The sequence below is a fragment of the Alteromonas sp. W364 genome (assembly GCF_031846205.1).
GTDB classification, from domain to species: Bacteria; Pseudomonadota; Gammaproteobacteria; order Enterobacterales; family Alteromonadaceae; genus Glaciecola; species Glaciecola blandensis.
In genome coordinates, this window is sequence record NZ_JAVRID010000004.1 from 68,542 (window position 1) to 83,294 (window position 14,753).

Below are 14,753 nucleotides of genomic sequence, written 5' to 3' on the forward strand. Positions count from 1 at the left end.
GCTTGTTTAGTAAGTTATAGGTTACGATAAACAAAAACTGGCCACCCCTACAGGACTTGAACCTGTATCAAAGACTTAGGAGGTCCTCGTTTTATCCAGTTAAACTAAGGGGTGGAGGGGCAAAGCCTTATTTTGTGCTACTTTATGAATCAAAACAAGTCGGTGCGTTTTACCGACATTGTGCTGCTGAGCTTACAGAATAAATGAAGCGTCAAATCAATCGACGATTATTGCCTAGCAACAAAATCATTTGCTTGAATATTACCTAAAAGGCTTCGGTCTCGGCTAGTGACCGTGGCTGTTTCAGCAAATACTTGTGTCACAACAAGAGGAGTAGGGTGTAACACAAACTGCTTATATTGTTGACCAAAGTTGTCCTGAATTTGTTTTACACTAAATAAGGTAAGTTGGTCTCCAGCTTTCACTTGTTGGTTTTCACCAAGGTTAATTTGTAGTTGGTTATTTGCTACAGCCAAAATTCTGCCCATAGTTGGCTCGCACATGGCAAATTCTTCTAAGTCGACTGCTGCTTGCTGCATGCTCTCTAAAACAGCACGACCGAAACGACTTCGCCAAAATTGATCGGAATGCACGTCAACGGTCTTCGTTCGATCAAACTCCCAAGCTTCTGATAGTCGATATTGCTTACTCATCAAGGTTTCACCTGAAGCACCGTTCAATAGCGTGATGCTATAGGCAAGGTTTCGCACCGCTTGTTCACCCTTCCAAAACGTAAACGCATTCGATTGATTGCGCTCTACGCTAATGTCATCAATGGTAATTGCTAATACATACTGAACATCCGTTTTTTCTGCCAGTCTGACGGCCTGCATTGCTTGATTTGTCGTATGCCAATTTAGAATATACGGTTCTACATCAGAGACGGTAAGACTTGTTGTGATAGCCGCAAATGTCTCCTGAAGCTTCATTGCTGCCGCTTCACCGAAAGTATGTAGCTGGCCATCCGCAGCTTGTGCACCGTAGCGTAAAGGGAAATATGTAGTTGCAATACGCTTGGTATAATCGGCTGCGCTGCATTGTGATTCTTGTGAAAAGATATCTGCGCGAATAGATACGGTGACATAGCCATCTTCATATACCTCTTCAATAAGCTCAATCGTATTTACCTCACCACTAGAGCGAATCTCTAAATGATCATCCATCAGTAGGCCGTTCGTCATTTGTTGTACGCTTCGCACAGATGCGCCAGCAAACAATAAGGCTTGCTTAATTGCTTCTTCTGTTGCCTGTTCTCTAGCAGCCACTTTATCACCGTTTAGAATAGCTGCTTGCCCAGTGGCTGAGAACCAGGCCGCCTTAGCTGTGTGGCTAAAACTAAGTGACAAAAGAACAAACCCAAAAATAGTGTACCAAGGTGTTTTCATATCAATGTGCTCAACGTTATGCTGTTCAAGGTTGCATTGCATTTATGAGTCTCTGCAAGACAACTAAGACTAAACTGATACTGTCAAAAAACAGTGTTATTGCTTTGGCTATACAAGTTATATGCCATAAGGCACATTTAGAGGATTTGAAGGTTTAATCTGAAATAGTTGGTTCGCTTATTGCTTAGTGTCTCAATAACGAAGCATATGAATACAGCGTCTATTAAGAAAAGCTACTAGATAGACTCTGCTAAAACAACAAAGCAAGGCAGTAGGAAACAACCATGCAAGAGTATACGAACTATTTACCAAATAAAAAACAGCTTCTAATGAGCGCGATGATGCTTTTCGCTGTCGCCGCTTTGTCGGGCTGTAGCTCAATGTTTACCAAGCATGTGGAATGGGAAACGATTGAGCCTGAATCTTATCCTGTGCTCAGTGCTGTGGGTTATGCACCAATAGATGCACAACTGGCGTCGGATGATTCTACCAAAACACTGATGGCGATAAAGGCATCAAAACTTGACGCCTACCGCGAATTGGCGGAACAAGTTTATGGCCAAAAAGTTGACGGTGAGCAAGAGTTAGCAAATTTGATCCTGACAAACAACCAGTTAAAAAGCTCGGTGGAAGGCGTTATTCGAGGCGCTCGTGTTGTAAAGAGTTACCCCGTAGGTGAAGACACATACGCAACGGAATTAGAGCTAGACATGTCACGAGTCTATGACATCTACCTTTCAACAGCCAAGCCGAAAAAAATACGAAAGGTCACTTACTATTGATTTGAGCAAGCAGACTTCTAACAAACCTTGAGTTCAGCACAATTTGCTCTAACATAAGAGCTTCTATAAGCTAATTTGGGATTTTATGAGTCAAGACATGAGTCATGCAGGTGAGGGTGAACACCTATTAGAACTTCGCCATTTAACGCTCGACGATTTCGACGACATTAAAGAGTTAATGGATGACGTGTATCAACACGTTGGTGGCGCTTGGAAATTACGCGAATACCAAGCCCAACTCAATACCTTCCCCGATGGACAAATATGCATAGAAGATAAGGGTAAAGTTGTTGCCGCAGCATTTGCTGTGATTGTTGACTATGACAAATTTGGTGACAAGCACACTTACGATCAAATTACCGGTGATGCTTACTTAACCACGCACGATCCCAAAGGTGATGTTCTTTATGGCGTTGATATATTCGTATCGAATGACTACCGAGGCTTGCGTTTAGGCCGACGTTTGTATGAGGCGCGCAAAGAGATTTGTCGCAACCTGAACCTTCAGTCTATTATGGCCGGTGGTCGCATTCCTAATTATTCAAAGTATTCTAGCGAACTAACTCCATACGAATATATTGAGAAAGTTAAATCAAAGGACATTTTCGATCCTATCCTGACCTTTCAAATTTCTAATGGCTTCGAAGTGAAGCAAATTTTAAAGGCCTATTTACCGGAAGATAAAGCGTCACGTGGCTATGCAACGTTATTGCAGTGGCACAACATATACTACGATGCAGAGAAGCCATCTATTATTAATGGTGTTAAAGAGTCAGCGCGTATTGGATGTGTTCAATGGCAAATGCGTTACTTTGAAAATGTTGGTGAATTGCTTCAGCAAGTAGAATACTTCGTCGATGCCTTATCTGATTACTCGTGTGATGTTGCATTGTTTCCTGAGTTTTTCAATGCGCCGCTAATGGGCTTAGCTGACTCAGATAGTTCAATTGATGCAATTTGGCATCTAGCGACCTACACCGATGAAATCATCACTGCCATTTCTAAGCTTGCGATCACCTATAATATTAATATTATCGCTGGTTCAGTGCCTGTCATTGAAGATGATGAGCTATATAACGTGAGTTATGTTTGTCATCGTGATGGCTCATTAGAAGCACAGTCGAAGCTGCATCCTACACCTCATGAAAAGTCTGATTGGATCATGAAAGGCGGGGATGAGCTTAAGGTGTTCGACACTGATTTTGGTAAAATAGGTGTGCTGATTTGTTACGACGTTGAGTTCCCAGAGCTTGCGCGTATTTTAAATGAGCAAGATATGCAGGTGTTGTTTGTGCCATTTTGGACTGACACTAAGAATGGTTACCTGAGAGTTCGTCGTTGTGCGCAAGCTAGAGCGATAGAGAATGAATGTTACGTTGCCATTGCTGGTAGTGTGGGTAACTTGCCTAAAGTAGACAACGTTGATATTCAATACGGACAAACGGCTGTATTTTCGCCCTCGGATTTTGCTTTCCCACATGACGCAATTGTGTCGGAAACCACGCCTAACACTGAAATGACCTTAATAGTCGATTTAGATTATAACAAGCTCACGAAGTTGAAAAATGAGGGCTCGGTACGCAATTATTTAGACCGTCGACGCGATTTATACCGAGTCGATTGGATCGGTAAAAATGCGTACGACAGTGGCAAGTCTTAACGGCTAATTAAGGCGAGCTTAGAGCAGTAACAAGCTACCTAACCCTAAGAAAGCCACAAAGCCAACGATGTCGGTTACCGTTGTAAGAATGACAGACCCTGATAACGCAGGGTCTATCTTTAACTTATTCAATACGATAGGTAGCAACACGCCGGTTAATGCTGCCATTGCTATATTCAATAGAATGGCAATAGAAATCACGATGCCAAGTAAACTACTATCGAACCACAAGTAAGCAATTGCACCAACCACAATTGCCCAAATGACACCATTCAACAAACCTACCTTCAATTCTTTTTCTAGTAACGCTTTGCGGTTACTGTCAGTGACTTGCCCTAGCGCTAGGCCACGAACGATTAGGGTGAGTGTTTGACTGCCCGCTATTCCGCCCATACTTGCAACTACTGGCATCAATACAGCCAATGCCACTACCTCTTGAAGAGTCGCCTCAAACAAGCCAATGAACCATGAGGCTAGAAAAGCGGTGACCAAATTGATACCCAGCCAAATAGCACGCTTTTTTGCACTCTTTCTCACACTAGAGAACAAATCCTCGTTTTCGTCCATACCTGCAGATGACATGACTTGTCGTTCATAATCTTCATTCACTAATTCACAAGCAGTGACAATATCAACGCGGCCCAATAGCTTATTGGTATCATCCAACACGGGTAACGAAATAAATCCGCTGTTCTGAACGACTCTAGCAGCTTGCACTGCATCTTGTTCTGCCTTAATTACACTGATGAATTCAACCGATAAGTCGACCAATGGAATATGTTCTGGCGCACGAAAAAGCCGATCAAACTTCACGGCTGAAGAAAACTGCCCAGTTCTGTTGACTAAAAAGATACATTCGGTTGATTCAGGTACTTCGCGGCGTATCAAACGTAAGGCGTCACTGACTTTGGCATTGAGTGGCAACACCAATACATCATGGTTTAACCAGTGACCAATTTGATTGTCTTTGAATTGACTCGCATCTTGAAAGAATTGGCGCTGTTGCTTACCCATTGCCGAGACGGCAATATCAACTAGGTTGTTTGGCAGACTGTCGCAAATTTCTAGTAGTTGCTCGGAATCAACATCTTGAAAAATGTTTTCCCATTTATCAATTGGGGTAGCGTCGATAAGTGGGGAGCGCGGGTCAGCGCGCATGTCGACTAATACATCTAGTTTTTTATGGCTGGGGATTTGCTCCCAGCTATTTACCCTTTGTTCTACGGGCAATGATTCCAATAGCAATGCAAGGCTTTCAGAATCGGTAGATGCAATGGTATTGATCAACTCGGCATTATCTTCGAGCGCGTCGGCTTTAACGATTTCTTCGATTAAACTAGGAATTTGATCAGACATAATTGCTCAATAGGCTGCCGTGAGAACACCGCCATGCTATGGAAACTAGTGGCATTTGTAAATCAAAAAAAGGGGTTAAGCTGTGAATCCTTTAGATGATCCGTCGCCTGTTGGTTTTCCGCTGCGGTCGTAGGTCATTGATTCACGAGCTCTAAGCTCCATCATCAAATTGCGCAGGTGTGTCAGTCTTAGCTGACCCTGTTCAACCGATTTAGCGTTGATTTGGGTGAGATATTTACATTCATGGATGATTGCGTTGCATTTGTTCATTGCAGCGACTGCTTCTTCCACGTTTTCTTCGTTTGCTTTTGCTTTTTCAAATAGGCTTGCGATAGATGCGTCTTCAGACTCTATTTGATTTAATAGCTCTTCTTTTTCTTTCAATAAACCCATCAATGTTTCGGGTTCTCTGGAGCTAATCAGATGCAGCTCATTCTCAAGCAAGGCTTTGAGAGAAGTCAGTTGTTCGAATTGCTTATCAATTGCGCTCAATAGACTAGGCATCATATTTTATTTACGCTCCAGAACCGAATATTTGAGATTCCAATTTAGCGATTTTCTGCGCTAATACTTCTGGGTTGATTTTGTACTCACCTTCAGCGATTGCTTTCTTTAGTTTGTCCACTTTTTCCTGATTAACAGGGGCTTCGGTACCTTTTTTCTGTACCTGAGACAATTGCTGTGCTGACTGTGTTAGTGACACAGAATCACCACGCGGTGCTGCAGCTGGTGCGGCAGTTTGCGTTGCGTTTCCTGTGGTCGCAGCTTGACCTTGCGTCTGTTGTTGTGACAACTTCTGCCCGTCAATTTGCGGTTTGTTTGCATTGTTATTTACGTTATTAATAGTCATAATTTTTTCCAGAACCTATAACACCTCAGTCATGTTATCGGCGTTCATGTGGTTTACTTTAGCAAAAAAGTGAATTAAAAACACATTTTCTGCTTGTTTTTACGTAATTAATTCCCTTTCTTTCAAGCTCATAAGATAAAAGTGTCAATTTTTTATCACTACTAAATATGAATACTCACTTCACTTGTACTAGAAACCGTCGCAGAAACCGTCTTTTTAGACTGTGCATTTTGCACGCGAATGGTATCACCCAAGTTGCCATCTTGCTGAGCAATGCCTGACACTTTCAGCTGCAAACCCTTCGTTTGCGCCATAATTGTCACCTTGTCGCCTTTACATACAAAGCAAAGCATAGCGTTATTGATTATCTGACCGGGGCGGACTCTTCTTTTAAGACGCGCGCCAATTAAATGATCAGGGTTCGTATATGTCGACCCTCTGAGCCTGTTAATAGGGATATCGGCAATATACAGATTTTGTTCACTTAAAAGTGAGCCTGGACTCATGGTTTCCGACATCACAACAACCGGTTTAGTTTGTTGTACCTGCACTGAGGTAAATAAATACCAACTTGAATTAGGACAAGTTACTTTGACCGAGACATTCGATTGCTTCAGGCTCGATTGCGAGGCTTCAAATGCAAAAGGTGTCTGGCACTGTGGTATATGAATACGTTCATCAATTTTCGCCGCTTTAATGGTTAAATCGGCACTATTGTCTATAATTGCATTTTGTTGCACATATAGTTCGGCTTGATGCTGTATGCTTTGATGTACCGACGCTTTGGAAAAACTTGCAAAAAGCGTGAAAAATAATGTCAAGCCAATGCCAGTAGTGGTCGATAACGAGTTACTTATGTTAATTTGCATCTGTTTATACCTATGCTTATGTTGCTTTCCAGCATGCTAACTTTGGCACTTAGTATGGTGACAATATAAGTGTCAAAAGTCCGGCACATTTTTCTCTTAAACGTGCGCTGGTAATACGGTATATTACACAAGGCAACAATCATGCCTAAAATGAAATTGGAGGTAATGAATGTCCAGTATTATGGATTCTGTAAACCAACGAACGCAGCTTGTTGGGCAAAACCGACTTGAACTGCTTTTGTTTCGTCTGAATGGTAGACAGCGTTTCGGGATCAACGTATTTAAAGTACGTGAAGTCTTGCAATGTCCTCCTCTTACTCAAATACCCAAATTGAACTCTCTTGTAAGAGGGGTTGCGCACATTCGTGGACAAACTATTTCCATTATCGATTTGAGTATGGCGACGGGTGGTCGAAAGATTGAAAACCTAGAGTCAGGCTTCATTATCATTGCTGAATATAATCGTTCAGTGCAAGGATTCTTAGTGGGCTCCGTCGAGCGTATTATTAATACAAACTGGGACGCCATTATGCCGCCGCCACAAGGCACAGGTAAAGCAAGCTATTTAACTGCCGTTACGGAAGTTGAGAATGAGCTGATTGAAATTTTGGATGTAGAAAAAATCCTCAATGAAATTTCACCATTGAACACTGATATTAGCCAAGACTTAGCTGATACCTTAGATGTGAGCTCAAGTGAAGGTAAGATTATTTTCATTGCGGATGATTCATCTGTAGCCAGAAACCAGGTCAAGAAAGCTTTGACAGCGCTAGGTTTGGAGATCGAAGTAGCTAAAAACGGTCTGGAAGCGCTGAAGATGTTGAAAAAGTTAGCCAGTGAAACCGGTGATGTGACTGATAAAGTGGGCGTATTGGTTTCTGACATAGAGATGCCAGAAATGGATGGGTACACGCTAACGGCTGAAATTAAAAATGACCCAGAGTTGGCACGTTTGCATGTGGTTTTGCATACTTCGCTAAGTGGTGTCTTTAATCAGGCAATGGTTAAGAAAGTGGGCGCAGACGATTTCATAGCCAAATTCCACCCTGATGAATTAGCAAGCGCAGTTGAAAAATGGTTAGGTACTGAGCTAAAAGCGAAATAATGTGTGAATAAAGACCTTTCACCAGCCTTGTACGAAAAATTCTGCCACTTTTTACACACAAAAAGTGGCATTGTTTTAGGAGGCTCGAAACAATATTTAGTTCGCAGCCGTATGGTGCCTCTTTTACATCGTCATGGGCTGACCGATATTGATCAATTGATTGAAAAAATCATGCGACAAAGTGACTCTGGCCTAACTCAGTCAGCAATCGAAGCGATGACCACTAACGAGACACTTTGGTTTAGAGATAAGTATCCCTTCAGTATCCTGAAAAACACTATTTTGCCCGAGTTGGCCAAAAAGCAAAATCGCTTGCGAATTTGGAGTGCGGCAAGCTCAACCGGGCAAGAAGCATACTCCATCGCCATTACCATTGCGGAATTCAAGAAGTCCTATCCATCTGCCTTTCAAGGTGGGATCCAAATTCTTGGGACTGACTTGTCTAATACTGTGGTTGCTCAAGCGAAGGCGGCAACATATGACGAGCTCTCCTTAAGTCGTGGCCTAGAGGATGATGTGAAACGAAAATACTTTGAGCATCATGATAACAAAACGATGAGTGTCGTATCTGCTATTCGAAAGTGGGTGGACTTTAAGCAATTCAATCTGACGACCAGTTTTGCCTCCCTTGGGAAGTTCGATGTGGTCTTTTGCCGTAATGTGCTGATTTACTTCGATAGCGAACAAAAAAAACGGATACTGCAAAATATTTCCGCTTCTTTGCAGTCTGAAGGCAGTTTGATCTTGGGGGCATCCGAGTCACTAGGAGGTGCGAGTGCTCATTTCAAAATGTTAACTCAGCCTTCAGGCCTTTATTACCGTAAGTCTGCGTAAAACACTTCAATAAAAATATCACTTTCCTACAAAAATAATTACTGATTGGCACATCATTTGCTGAACACTGGCATGAAAGAATGTGTGAGTAATTATTATGGCGATTAGTTTAGACAGACTTGTAGGCTTCCATCAAAAAGTGCTTTCGATACGAAGTGATCGTATGGAAGTCATTTCTGGCAACCTCGCAAACGCTAACACACCGGGTTATAAAGCACGAGATATCGACTTTAATAAGGCGATGAAAAGTGCGCAATATGACCAAGGTAGCCTTGTAAAAACCCACGACAAACATTTATCTGGCCGCTCGCAAATGCAAGCGGAAATTGAATTCAGAGTTCCGGACCAACCTGATACTGGTGATGGCAATACTGTCGACGCGCAAGTTGAACGTAATAACTTTCTCGACAATGGTATGCGCTATCAGGCCGGTATTATGCTCCTGAACGGAAAGATTAAAGGCATGAAAAAAGCGCTAGGTGGCGGAGGTCAAGGTTAATGAGTTTATTTAATATTATGAAAATTGCGAGTACGGGTATGGGGGCAGAAAGTGTCCGCTTGAATACCACGGCAAGTAACATTGCTAACGCTAACTCGGTCAGCAGCAGTTACGAAGATACATATAAAGCTCGTCATCCGGTCTTTGCCGCAGCATTGGATCAAGCATCTAACGACATGACAAAAGGCGCAGGTGTCAAAGTGTTAGGGGTGGTTGAAAGCACAAAGCCGCTGAATGTGGAGTATGCACCAAATAACCCTATGGCGGATGAGAATGGTTATATCTATCGTCCCAACGTCAATATTGTTGAAGAAATGGCAGATATGATGTCAGCCTCAAAAGGCTATGAAACAAATGTTCAAATCGCAGATACCACGAAAAGAATTTTCCGACGTGTATTGCAATTAGGTCAAGGCCAGTAAGTTTAAGCTAAACGTTTTAGCGAGGAAATTTTATGAATACATTAGAACGCAATACAACGGGCTTAAATAACGATTTGTATTGGCAACCTGAGCCAGTCAAAGTGTCGGATGGCTCAGAGCAGAACCTAAAGCAAGAAGATTTCTTTGCTCTGCTAACCGAACAATTAGCCAACCAGGATCCCACTAAACCGGTCGACAATGACCAATTGGTTGCCCAGATGACGTCATTTACAACAGCAGATGGTATTTCACAGTTGAATGAAAAGTTTGAATCATTCTCTTCTTCAATGACATCCAACCAAGCTCTTCAAGCTTCCAGCTTGATAGGTCAAGACGTACTTGTTACCGGTAATATTGGCCATGTTGCCAACCAAGGTGAAGGAATTACTGGGGTTATCATTAATGAACAAACCTCTCAGAATACCAAAATAGCCATTCAAAATGCCCAAGGCGAAGTCGTTAGAACGATGGACGTCGGTACCCTTGCTGCTGGTAACATTGAATTTAATTGGGATGGTACAGATCAAAACGGCAATCCATTGCCGCCTGGTGATTATGCCGTTCAAGTACAAGGCGATGTTTTCGGTGAGCCGACATCACTTGCCACTGCAATCAATCGACACGTAGATAGTGTGAGCTTGGCCGCTTCAAGCCAAGGTGTCATTCTTAATTTAGATGGTGACGTTAGCATCAAGCTTGATGACGTTATCCAAATCGGTAGTTAATAGGAGTTTTTTCCCATGTCATTCAATATCGCACTAAGCGGAGTCTCAGCTTCACAAAAAGACTTAGATACGACAGCCAACAACATTGCAAACGTAAACACGGTTGGTTTTAAAGAATCACGCGCTGAATTCGGAGATGTTTATGCAGCATCACTCTTGGCGTCAGGTAAAACAAAAGTAGGTGATGGTGCGCTTACACAAGAAGTAGCCCAACAATTTTCACAAGGTAGTTTAACCTTTACCAATAACTCTTTGGATTTGGCAATAACCGGTAACGGCTTCTTCGCAACAGTGCCAGAAATTACTTCTCGTGACTTCTCATTCACTCGAGCTGGCCAATTTAAATTAGATTCCAATAACTTTGTCGTTAACTCACAAGGCGACAACTTGTTAGGTTTCCCGGTAAACACTGATGGAACATCAGCGTCAGTTGCTTTGAGTACGACGGTACCAGTGAGAATTCCAGATTCGTCAGGTTCGCCACAACAAACAACAGAAGTTGACGTTCGCTTTAACTTGCCAGCAGGCGACCAAGCTAAGGTGGCTGCAGATTTCGACCCAACAGATCCCTTAACTTATAATGCAGCAACCTCAGTTACTGTATATGACTCATTGGGTGACAGTCATGTTATGACTTATTACTTTATTAAGGACAATGATCCAGGTGTAGTAAACGAATGGTATGTGGCAACAGCAGTCGATGATCAGCTGATTGATGCCGTAAACTCGGATGGTTCAGATTCAGATCCTGCTACTGCGGTCAACACAATCGGTGGTAATACCGGCAATGCAGTAACGACTGCTAAAATACAATTTAGTGAGGGCGGTGATTTCATCGGTATCCAATCTGCCGACGGCCTGCCACAGCCAGATTCTAAATTCAGAACAGAAGCGCTAGGTCCAACGATACTTAGTAACGGTTCCGATCCAAACCAACAAATCACTATCGATTTTAACTTGGATAGAAACAGTGCGACACCAAATGAGCCAACACAGTTTGCGTCTGCATTTGAAGTAACCTCACTTGAACAAGATGGTTTGCCAGTAGGGCGATTAACCGGTATTGATATTGGTGCAGATGGTCTAGTGAGAGCAACGTTCTCTAATGGTACTTCTGAACCTATCGTAAGAGTTGCACTTGTGCGCTTCTCTAACGAACAAGGCTTAACACAACAATCGGGTACGCAATGGAAAGAAAGTATTCTTTCTGGTGAGGCTCTAGCTGGCGAGGCTACAACAGGTACTTACGGTGACATTAATTCGTCAGCACTTGAGCAAGCTAACGTGAACTTAACCACTGAGCTAATCGATATGATTATTGCTCAACGGAACTTCCAAGCAAACTCAAGAGCACTTGAAGTAAACAACCAGTTGAACCAGACAATTCTGAATATTCGATAATACCGAATAAATTAAAAAAAGCGGCAATTGCCGCTTTTTTTTGTGCCTCCAAATAAACCGTAGCCTAAGCACACTAACAGCCGTCAGCCGTTGCCCGAATAAAAGCCGCGTGCGACATTTTGTAAAGAGTGCGGTAGCTAAACCAACAGCGGAAAAACCTTAGGGCCTTGAAAGACGCTTCAAGCCCATCCATGGGTCGCTTGGCACTCGACATCCATGTCGAGTGACACTTTCAAGTCCCTAAGATTCATCCGCTTTTTGTTGATTTAGGTACCGCACTTTATAGGTGAAGCGCTCACCTGCAGCTCAAGCACGCTAACAAAAAGCCGTAAGTCTTTGCTCGAATAAAAGTGTCAATCGGCAGGACGCCGATTGTCAAGCGTCCCAAGGATGGGCTCGCAGCGACTTTTATTCGAGCAAAGGCTGAAGGCTGTTAGTGTGCTTGAACTGCGGATTATCAGCGAGCTTGAGCTACGAGTTAACGTTCGCCTGAAGGCGAGCGCGCGTGTTTGGCATTGTCTTTGCAAACATCTCAGTATTCAATTTTAGTTACGTCAAAAAAGAGTCGAATGCTATGGATAAAATGCTGTATATCGCTGCAAGTGGCGCGAAACAAGACCTTCTTGCGACTTCAGTACGTGCCAACAATTTGGCAAATGCGCAGACCACGGGTTTTAAAGCCCAGCTAGAGCAAGCGAGAGCGATGCCTGCTTACGGCGAAGGTTTGCCTACTCGCGTATTTAGCATGACTGAAAGTCCTAGCAATGATTACGAAAGTGGCCCTTTAATTACCACTGGGCGTCCACTTGATGTGGCAGTTCAAGGCTCAGGCTGGCTGAGCGTGCAAACACCACAGGGCGAAGAGGCCTATACTCGTAGTGGCTCATTAACGATGACGGTGGATGGTGCTTTACAAGACTCAAAAGGTAATTTGGTATTGGGCGAAAATGGTCCGCTATTTTTACCTGTACCCATAACTAATCTCACTATTTCAGGCGATGGCCGCATTTCTGGCCGTTTGCAAGGAGCACCACCGGATCAAATTGACGAAATAGGCCGCTTAAAAATGGTTAACCCTGCATTGGATACCATGAAGCGCCGAAACGATGGTTTATTTGATTTGAAAGAAGGTGGTATTGCCCCTCAGGATATAAACGTTGGTGTTGGTTCGGGCATGCTCGAAGGTTCAAATGTCAATGCGGTTGAAGAGATGGTCAGCATGATTAGCTTACAGCGTCACTATGAGATGCAAGTAAAGCTAATGAAGAAAGCTGACCAAATGGTTACTAGCTCGAATACCTTACTCAGAATTATTTAATTTTTTAAAAAGCGAATTGTTTTTTCGCGGAGGTTGTTATGCACCCAGCATTATGGATAAGTAAAACAGGACTAGATGCAGCACAAACTGATGTATCAGTTGTATCGAATAACTTGGCAAATGCCAGCACCGTAGGTTTCAAGAAGGACCGTGCGGTATTCGAAGACTTGCTCTATCAGAACATTAATCAACCGGGTGGTCGTTCGTCGGCGGATACCGAACTTCCCTCAGGCTTGATGCTTGGCGCAGGTTCTAAGGTCGTTGCGACCCAAAAATCGCATACTCAAGGCAATCTATTAACCACTGACAATGCTTTAGATATCTCTATACAAGGTCGTGGTTTCTTCGAGATTCAGCAACCTGATGGCACCTTAGCGTATACCCGAAATGGTCAGTTCACGCTGAATGACCAAGGTAATATCGTGACACCTGGTGCGGGTTTCGTGCTGCAGCCTGTCGTGACTTTGCCGCCAGATGCGCAGCAAGTGACAATTTCGCAAGACGGTGAAGTGTCTGCGCAATTGCGTGGTCAGGCTGAGCCTCAAGTCTTAGGTCAGCTGAACCTAGCCGATTTCATCAACCCTGTTGGTTTACAACCAATTGGTCAAAACCTTTACGTTGAAACTGCTGTTTCAGGGGCGCCAATTCAAGGTGTTCCAGGTCTTGAAGGGCTGGGAACATTAGCCCAAGGAACCTTGGAAACATCAAACGTGAATGTGACGGAAGAACTAGTGAATCTCATTGAAAGCCAACGTTTGTACGAGATGAACTCTAAAGTGATTTCTTCTGTCGATCAAATGCTTGGCCAAGTTATTCAGCAGCTTTAGGAATAAATTCATGACTCTATTATCTTTACGTTCGCTCAAACTCATCGCAGTGCTTATCACAGTTGTGATTGCCTTGAGCGCTTGTCAGTCTACCGAAGTACAACCGGTTACCGCGAATGATCCTTATTACGCGCCAGCCGTGCCGAGTTTGACACGCGACGAAATTGTTGAAGATGGTAGCTTGTTCATGAAGGGAATGGCAAACAGCTTGTACTCTGATGTTAAAGCTCGTCGCGTGGGTGACATTATCACTGTTCAATTGAGTGAAAACACAAATGCCACTAAATCCGCAGGGACAACCTCAAGCAAAGAGTCAACAGTCGATGTGCAACCTATTATTGGTCTTGGTGGGAATGCCATCAATATAGGTAAAGAATCCTTGCAGCTGGGATTAGACTCCTCGAATGAATTTACTGGTGACGCACAAGCGAATCAGAGCAATAGCTTGTCTGGCAATATCTCCGTCACTGTTGTGGAAGTGCTCCCAAATCAAAACCTGATTATTCGTGGTGAGAAGTGGCTAACCCTTAATAACGGGGACGAATATATTCGTCTTACCGGGGTTATTCGCGCCGCCGATATTTCGCCTACCAATGAAATCGAATCAACCAAAATAGCCAATGCTCGCATTCAGTACAGCGGCAAAGGATCCTTTGCGCAAGCGCAGGAAAAAGGTTGGTTGACGAAATTTTTCTCTTCAACTTGGTGGCCACTTTAGGA

General features: G+C 43.3%; 16 protein-coding genes and 1 tRNA gene. 11 read left to right on the forward strand and 6 right to left on the reverse strand.

The features are described from left to right. Positions 1-38: 38 nt before the first annotated feature. A tRNA-Arg gene (locus RM556_RS07520) sits at positions 39-114 on the reverse strand. A gap of 113 nt (positions 115-227) precedes the next feature. Continuing rightward, on the reverse strand, positions 228-1,427 hold the full coding sequence (locus RM556_RS07525) for a flagellar assembly protein FlgT (RefSeq protein WP_311374308.1): 1,200 nt from the start codon (positions 1,425-1,427) through the stop codon (positions 228-230). A gap of 287 nt (positions 1,428-1,714) precedes the next feature. Between RM556_RS07525 and RM556_RS07530 the strand changes: the two genes are divergently transcribed. Further along, entirely contained in the window at positions 1,715-2,167 is a 453-nt protein-coding gene (locus RM556_RS07530; protein ID WP_311361743.1) for an LPP20 family lipoprotein, read from the forward strand. Between the two features lie 85 nt (positions 2,168-2,252). Next, on the forward strand, positions 2,253-3,827 hold the full coding sequence (locus RM556_RS07535) for a bifunctional GNAT family N-acetyltransferase/carbon-nitrogen hydrolase family protein (RefSeq protein ID WP_311361555.1): 1,575 nt from the start codon (positions 2,253-2,255) through the stop codon (positions 3,825-3,827). Positions 3,828-3,845: 18 nt separating this feature from the next. Here RM556_RS07535 and RM556_RS07540 read toward each other — a convergent pair whose 3' ends face one another. The 4 genes from RM556_RS07540 to flgA all read right to left on the reverse strand — a co-directional run bounded on the left by RM556_RS07540 (position 3,846) and on the right by flgA (position 6,902). Then, the gene (locus RM556_RS07540; protein WP_311374309.1) at positions 3,846-5,183 is read right to left on the reverse strand and encodes a magnesium transporter; all 1,338 of its coding nucleotides are present in this window, start codon (positions 5,181-5,183) and stop codon (positions 3,846-3,848) included. Between the two features lie 75 nt (positions 5,184-5,258). After that, entirely contained in the window at positions 5,259-5,690 is a 432-nt protein-coding gene (locus RM556_RS07545; protein WP_311361557.1) for a flagellar export chaperone FlgN, read from the reverse strand. A gap of 7 nt (positions 5,691-5,697) precedes the next feature. Then, positions 5,698-6,033 carry a flagellar biosynthesis anti-sigma factor FlgM gene (flgM, locus tag RM556_RS07550; RefSeq protein WP_311361558.1) on the reverse strand — a complete coding sequence of 112 codons (336 nt, stop codon included), beginning with the start codon at positions 6,031-6,033 and terminating at the stop codon, positions 5,698-5,700. A 161-nt stretch (positions 6,034-6,194) separates the two neighbouring features. Continuing rightward, positions 6,195-6,902 carry a flagellar basal body P-ring formation chaperone FlgA gene (gene flgA / locus RM556_RS07555; RefSeq protein WP_311361559.1) on the reverse strand — a complete coding sequence of 236 codons (708 nt, stop codon included), beginning with the start codon at positions 6,900-6,902 and terminating at the stop codon, positions 6,195-6,197. 169 nt (positions 6,903-7,071) lie between these two features. Between flgA and RM556_RS07560 the strand changes: the two genes are divergently transcribed. From RM556_RS07560 to flgH, 9 genes are all read left to right on the forward strand, one after another. Beyond that, entirely contained in the window at positions 7,072-8,007 is a 936-nt protein-coding gene (locus RM556_RS07560) for a chemotaxis protein CheV (protein WP_311361560.1), read from the forward strand. Positions 8,008-8,010: 3 nt separating this feature from the next. Continuing rightward, positions 8,011-8,841, forward strand: a complete 831-nt coding sequence (locus RM556_RS07565) for a protein-glutamate O-methyltransferase CheR (RefSeq protein ID WP_311361561.1) — start codon at positions 8,011-8,013, stop codon at positions 8,839-8,841. Positions 8,842-8,938: 97 nt separating this feature from the next. After that, complete coding sequence (flgB, locus tag RM556_RS07570; protein WP_311374310.1) at positions 8,939-9,340, forward strand: flagellar basal body rod protein FlgB; 402 nt, start codon at positions 8,939-8,941, stop codon at positions 9,338-9,340. After that, on the forward strand, positions 9,340-9,762 hold the full coding sequence (gene flgC, locus RM556_RS07575) for a flagellar basal body rod protein FlgC (protein ID WP_311361563.1): 423 nt from the start codon (positions 9,340-9,342) through the stop codon (positions 9,760-9,762). Before flgB ends, flgC begins: the two co-directional genes overlap by 1 nt. 32 nt (positions 9,763-9,794) lie before the next feature. Further along, positions 9,795-10,487 (forward strand): flagellar hook assembly protein FlgD, encoded by a 693-nt coding sequence (flgD, locus tag RM556_RS07580; RefSeq protein ID WP_311361564.1) that lies wholly within the window; start codon positions 9,795-9,797, stop codon positions 10,485-10,487. 15 nt (positions 10,488-10,502) lie between these two features. Continuing rightward, complete coding sequence (flgE, locus tag RM556_RS07585; protein WP_311361565.1) at positions 10,503-11,888, forward strand: flagellar hook protein FlgE; 1,386 nt, start codon at positions 10,503-10,505, stop codon at positions 11,886-11,888. Between the two features lie 574 nt (positions 11,889-12,462). Continuing rightward, complete coding sequence (gene flgF, locus RM556_RS07590) at positions 12,463-13,206, forward strand: flagellar basal-body rod protein FlgF (RefSeq protein ID WP_311361744.1); 744 nt, start codon at positions 12,463-12,465, stop codon at positions 13,204-13,206. 38 nt (positions 13,207-13,244) lie between these two features. After that, the gene (flgG, locus tag RM556_RS07595; RefSeq protein ID WP_195732029.1) at positions 13,245-14,033 is read left to right on the forward strand and encodes a flagellar basal-body rod protein FlgG; all 789 of its coding nucleotides are present in this window, start codon (positions 13,245-13,247) and stop codon (positions 14,031-14,033) included. 10 nt (positions 14,034-14,043) lie between these two features. Beyond that, positions 14,044-14,751 (forward strand): flagellar basal body L-ring protein FlgH, encoded by a 708-nt coding sequence (flgH, locus tag RM556_RS07600; protein WP_311374311.1) that lies wholly within the window; start codon positions 14,044-14,046, stop codon positions 14,749-14,751. Positions 14,752-14,753 lie beyond the last annotated feature (2 nt).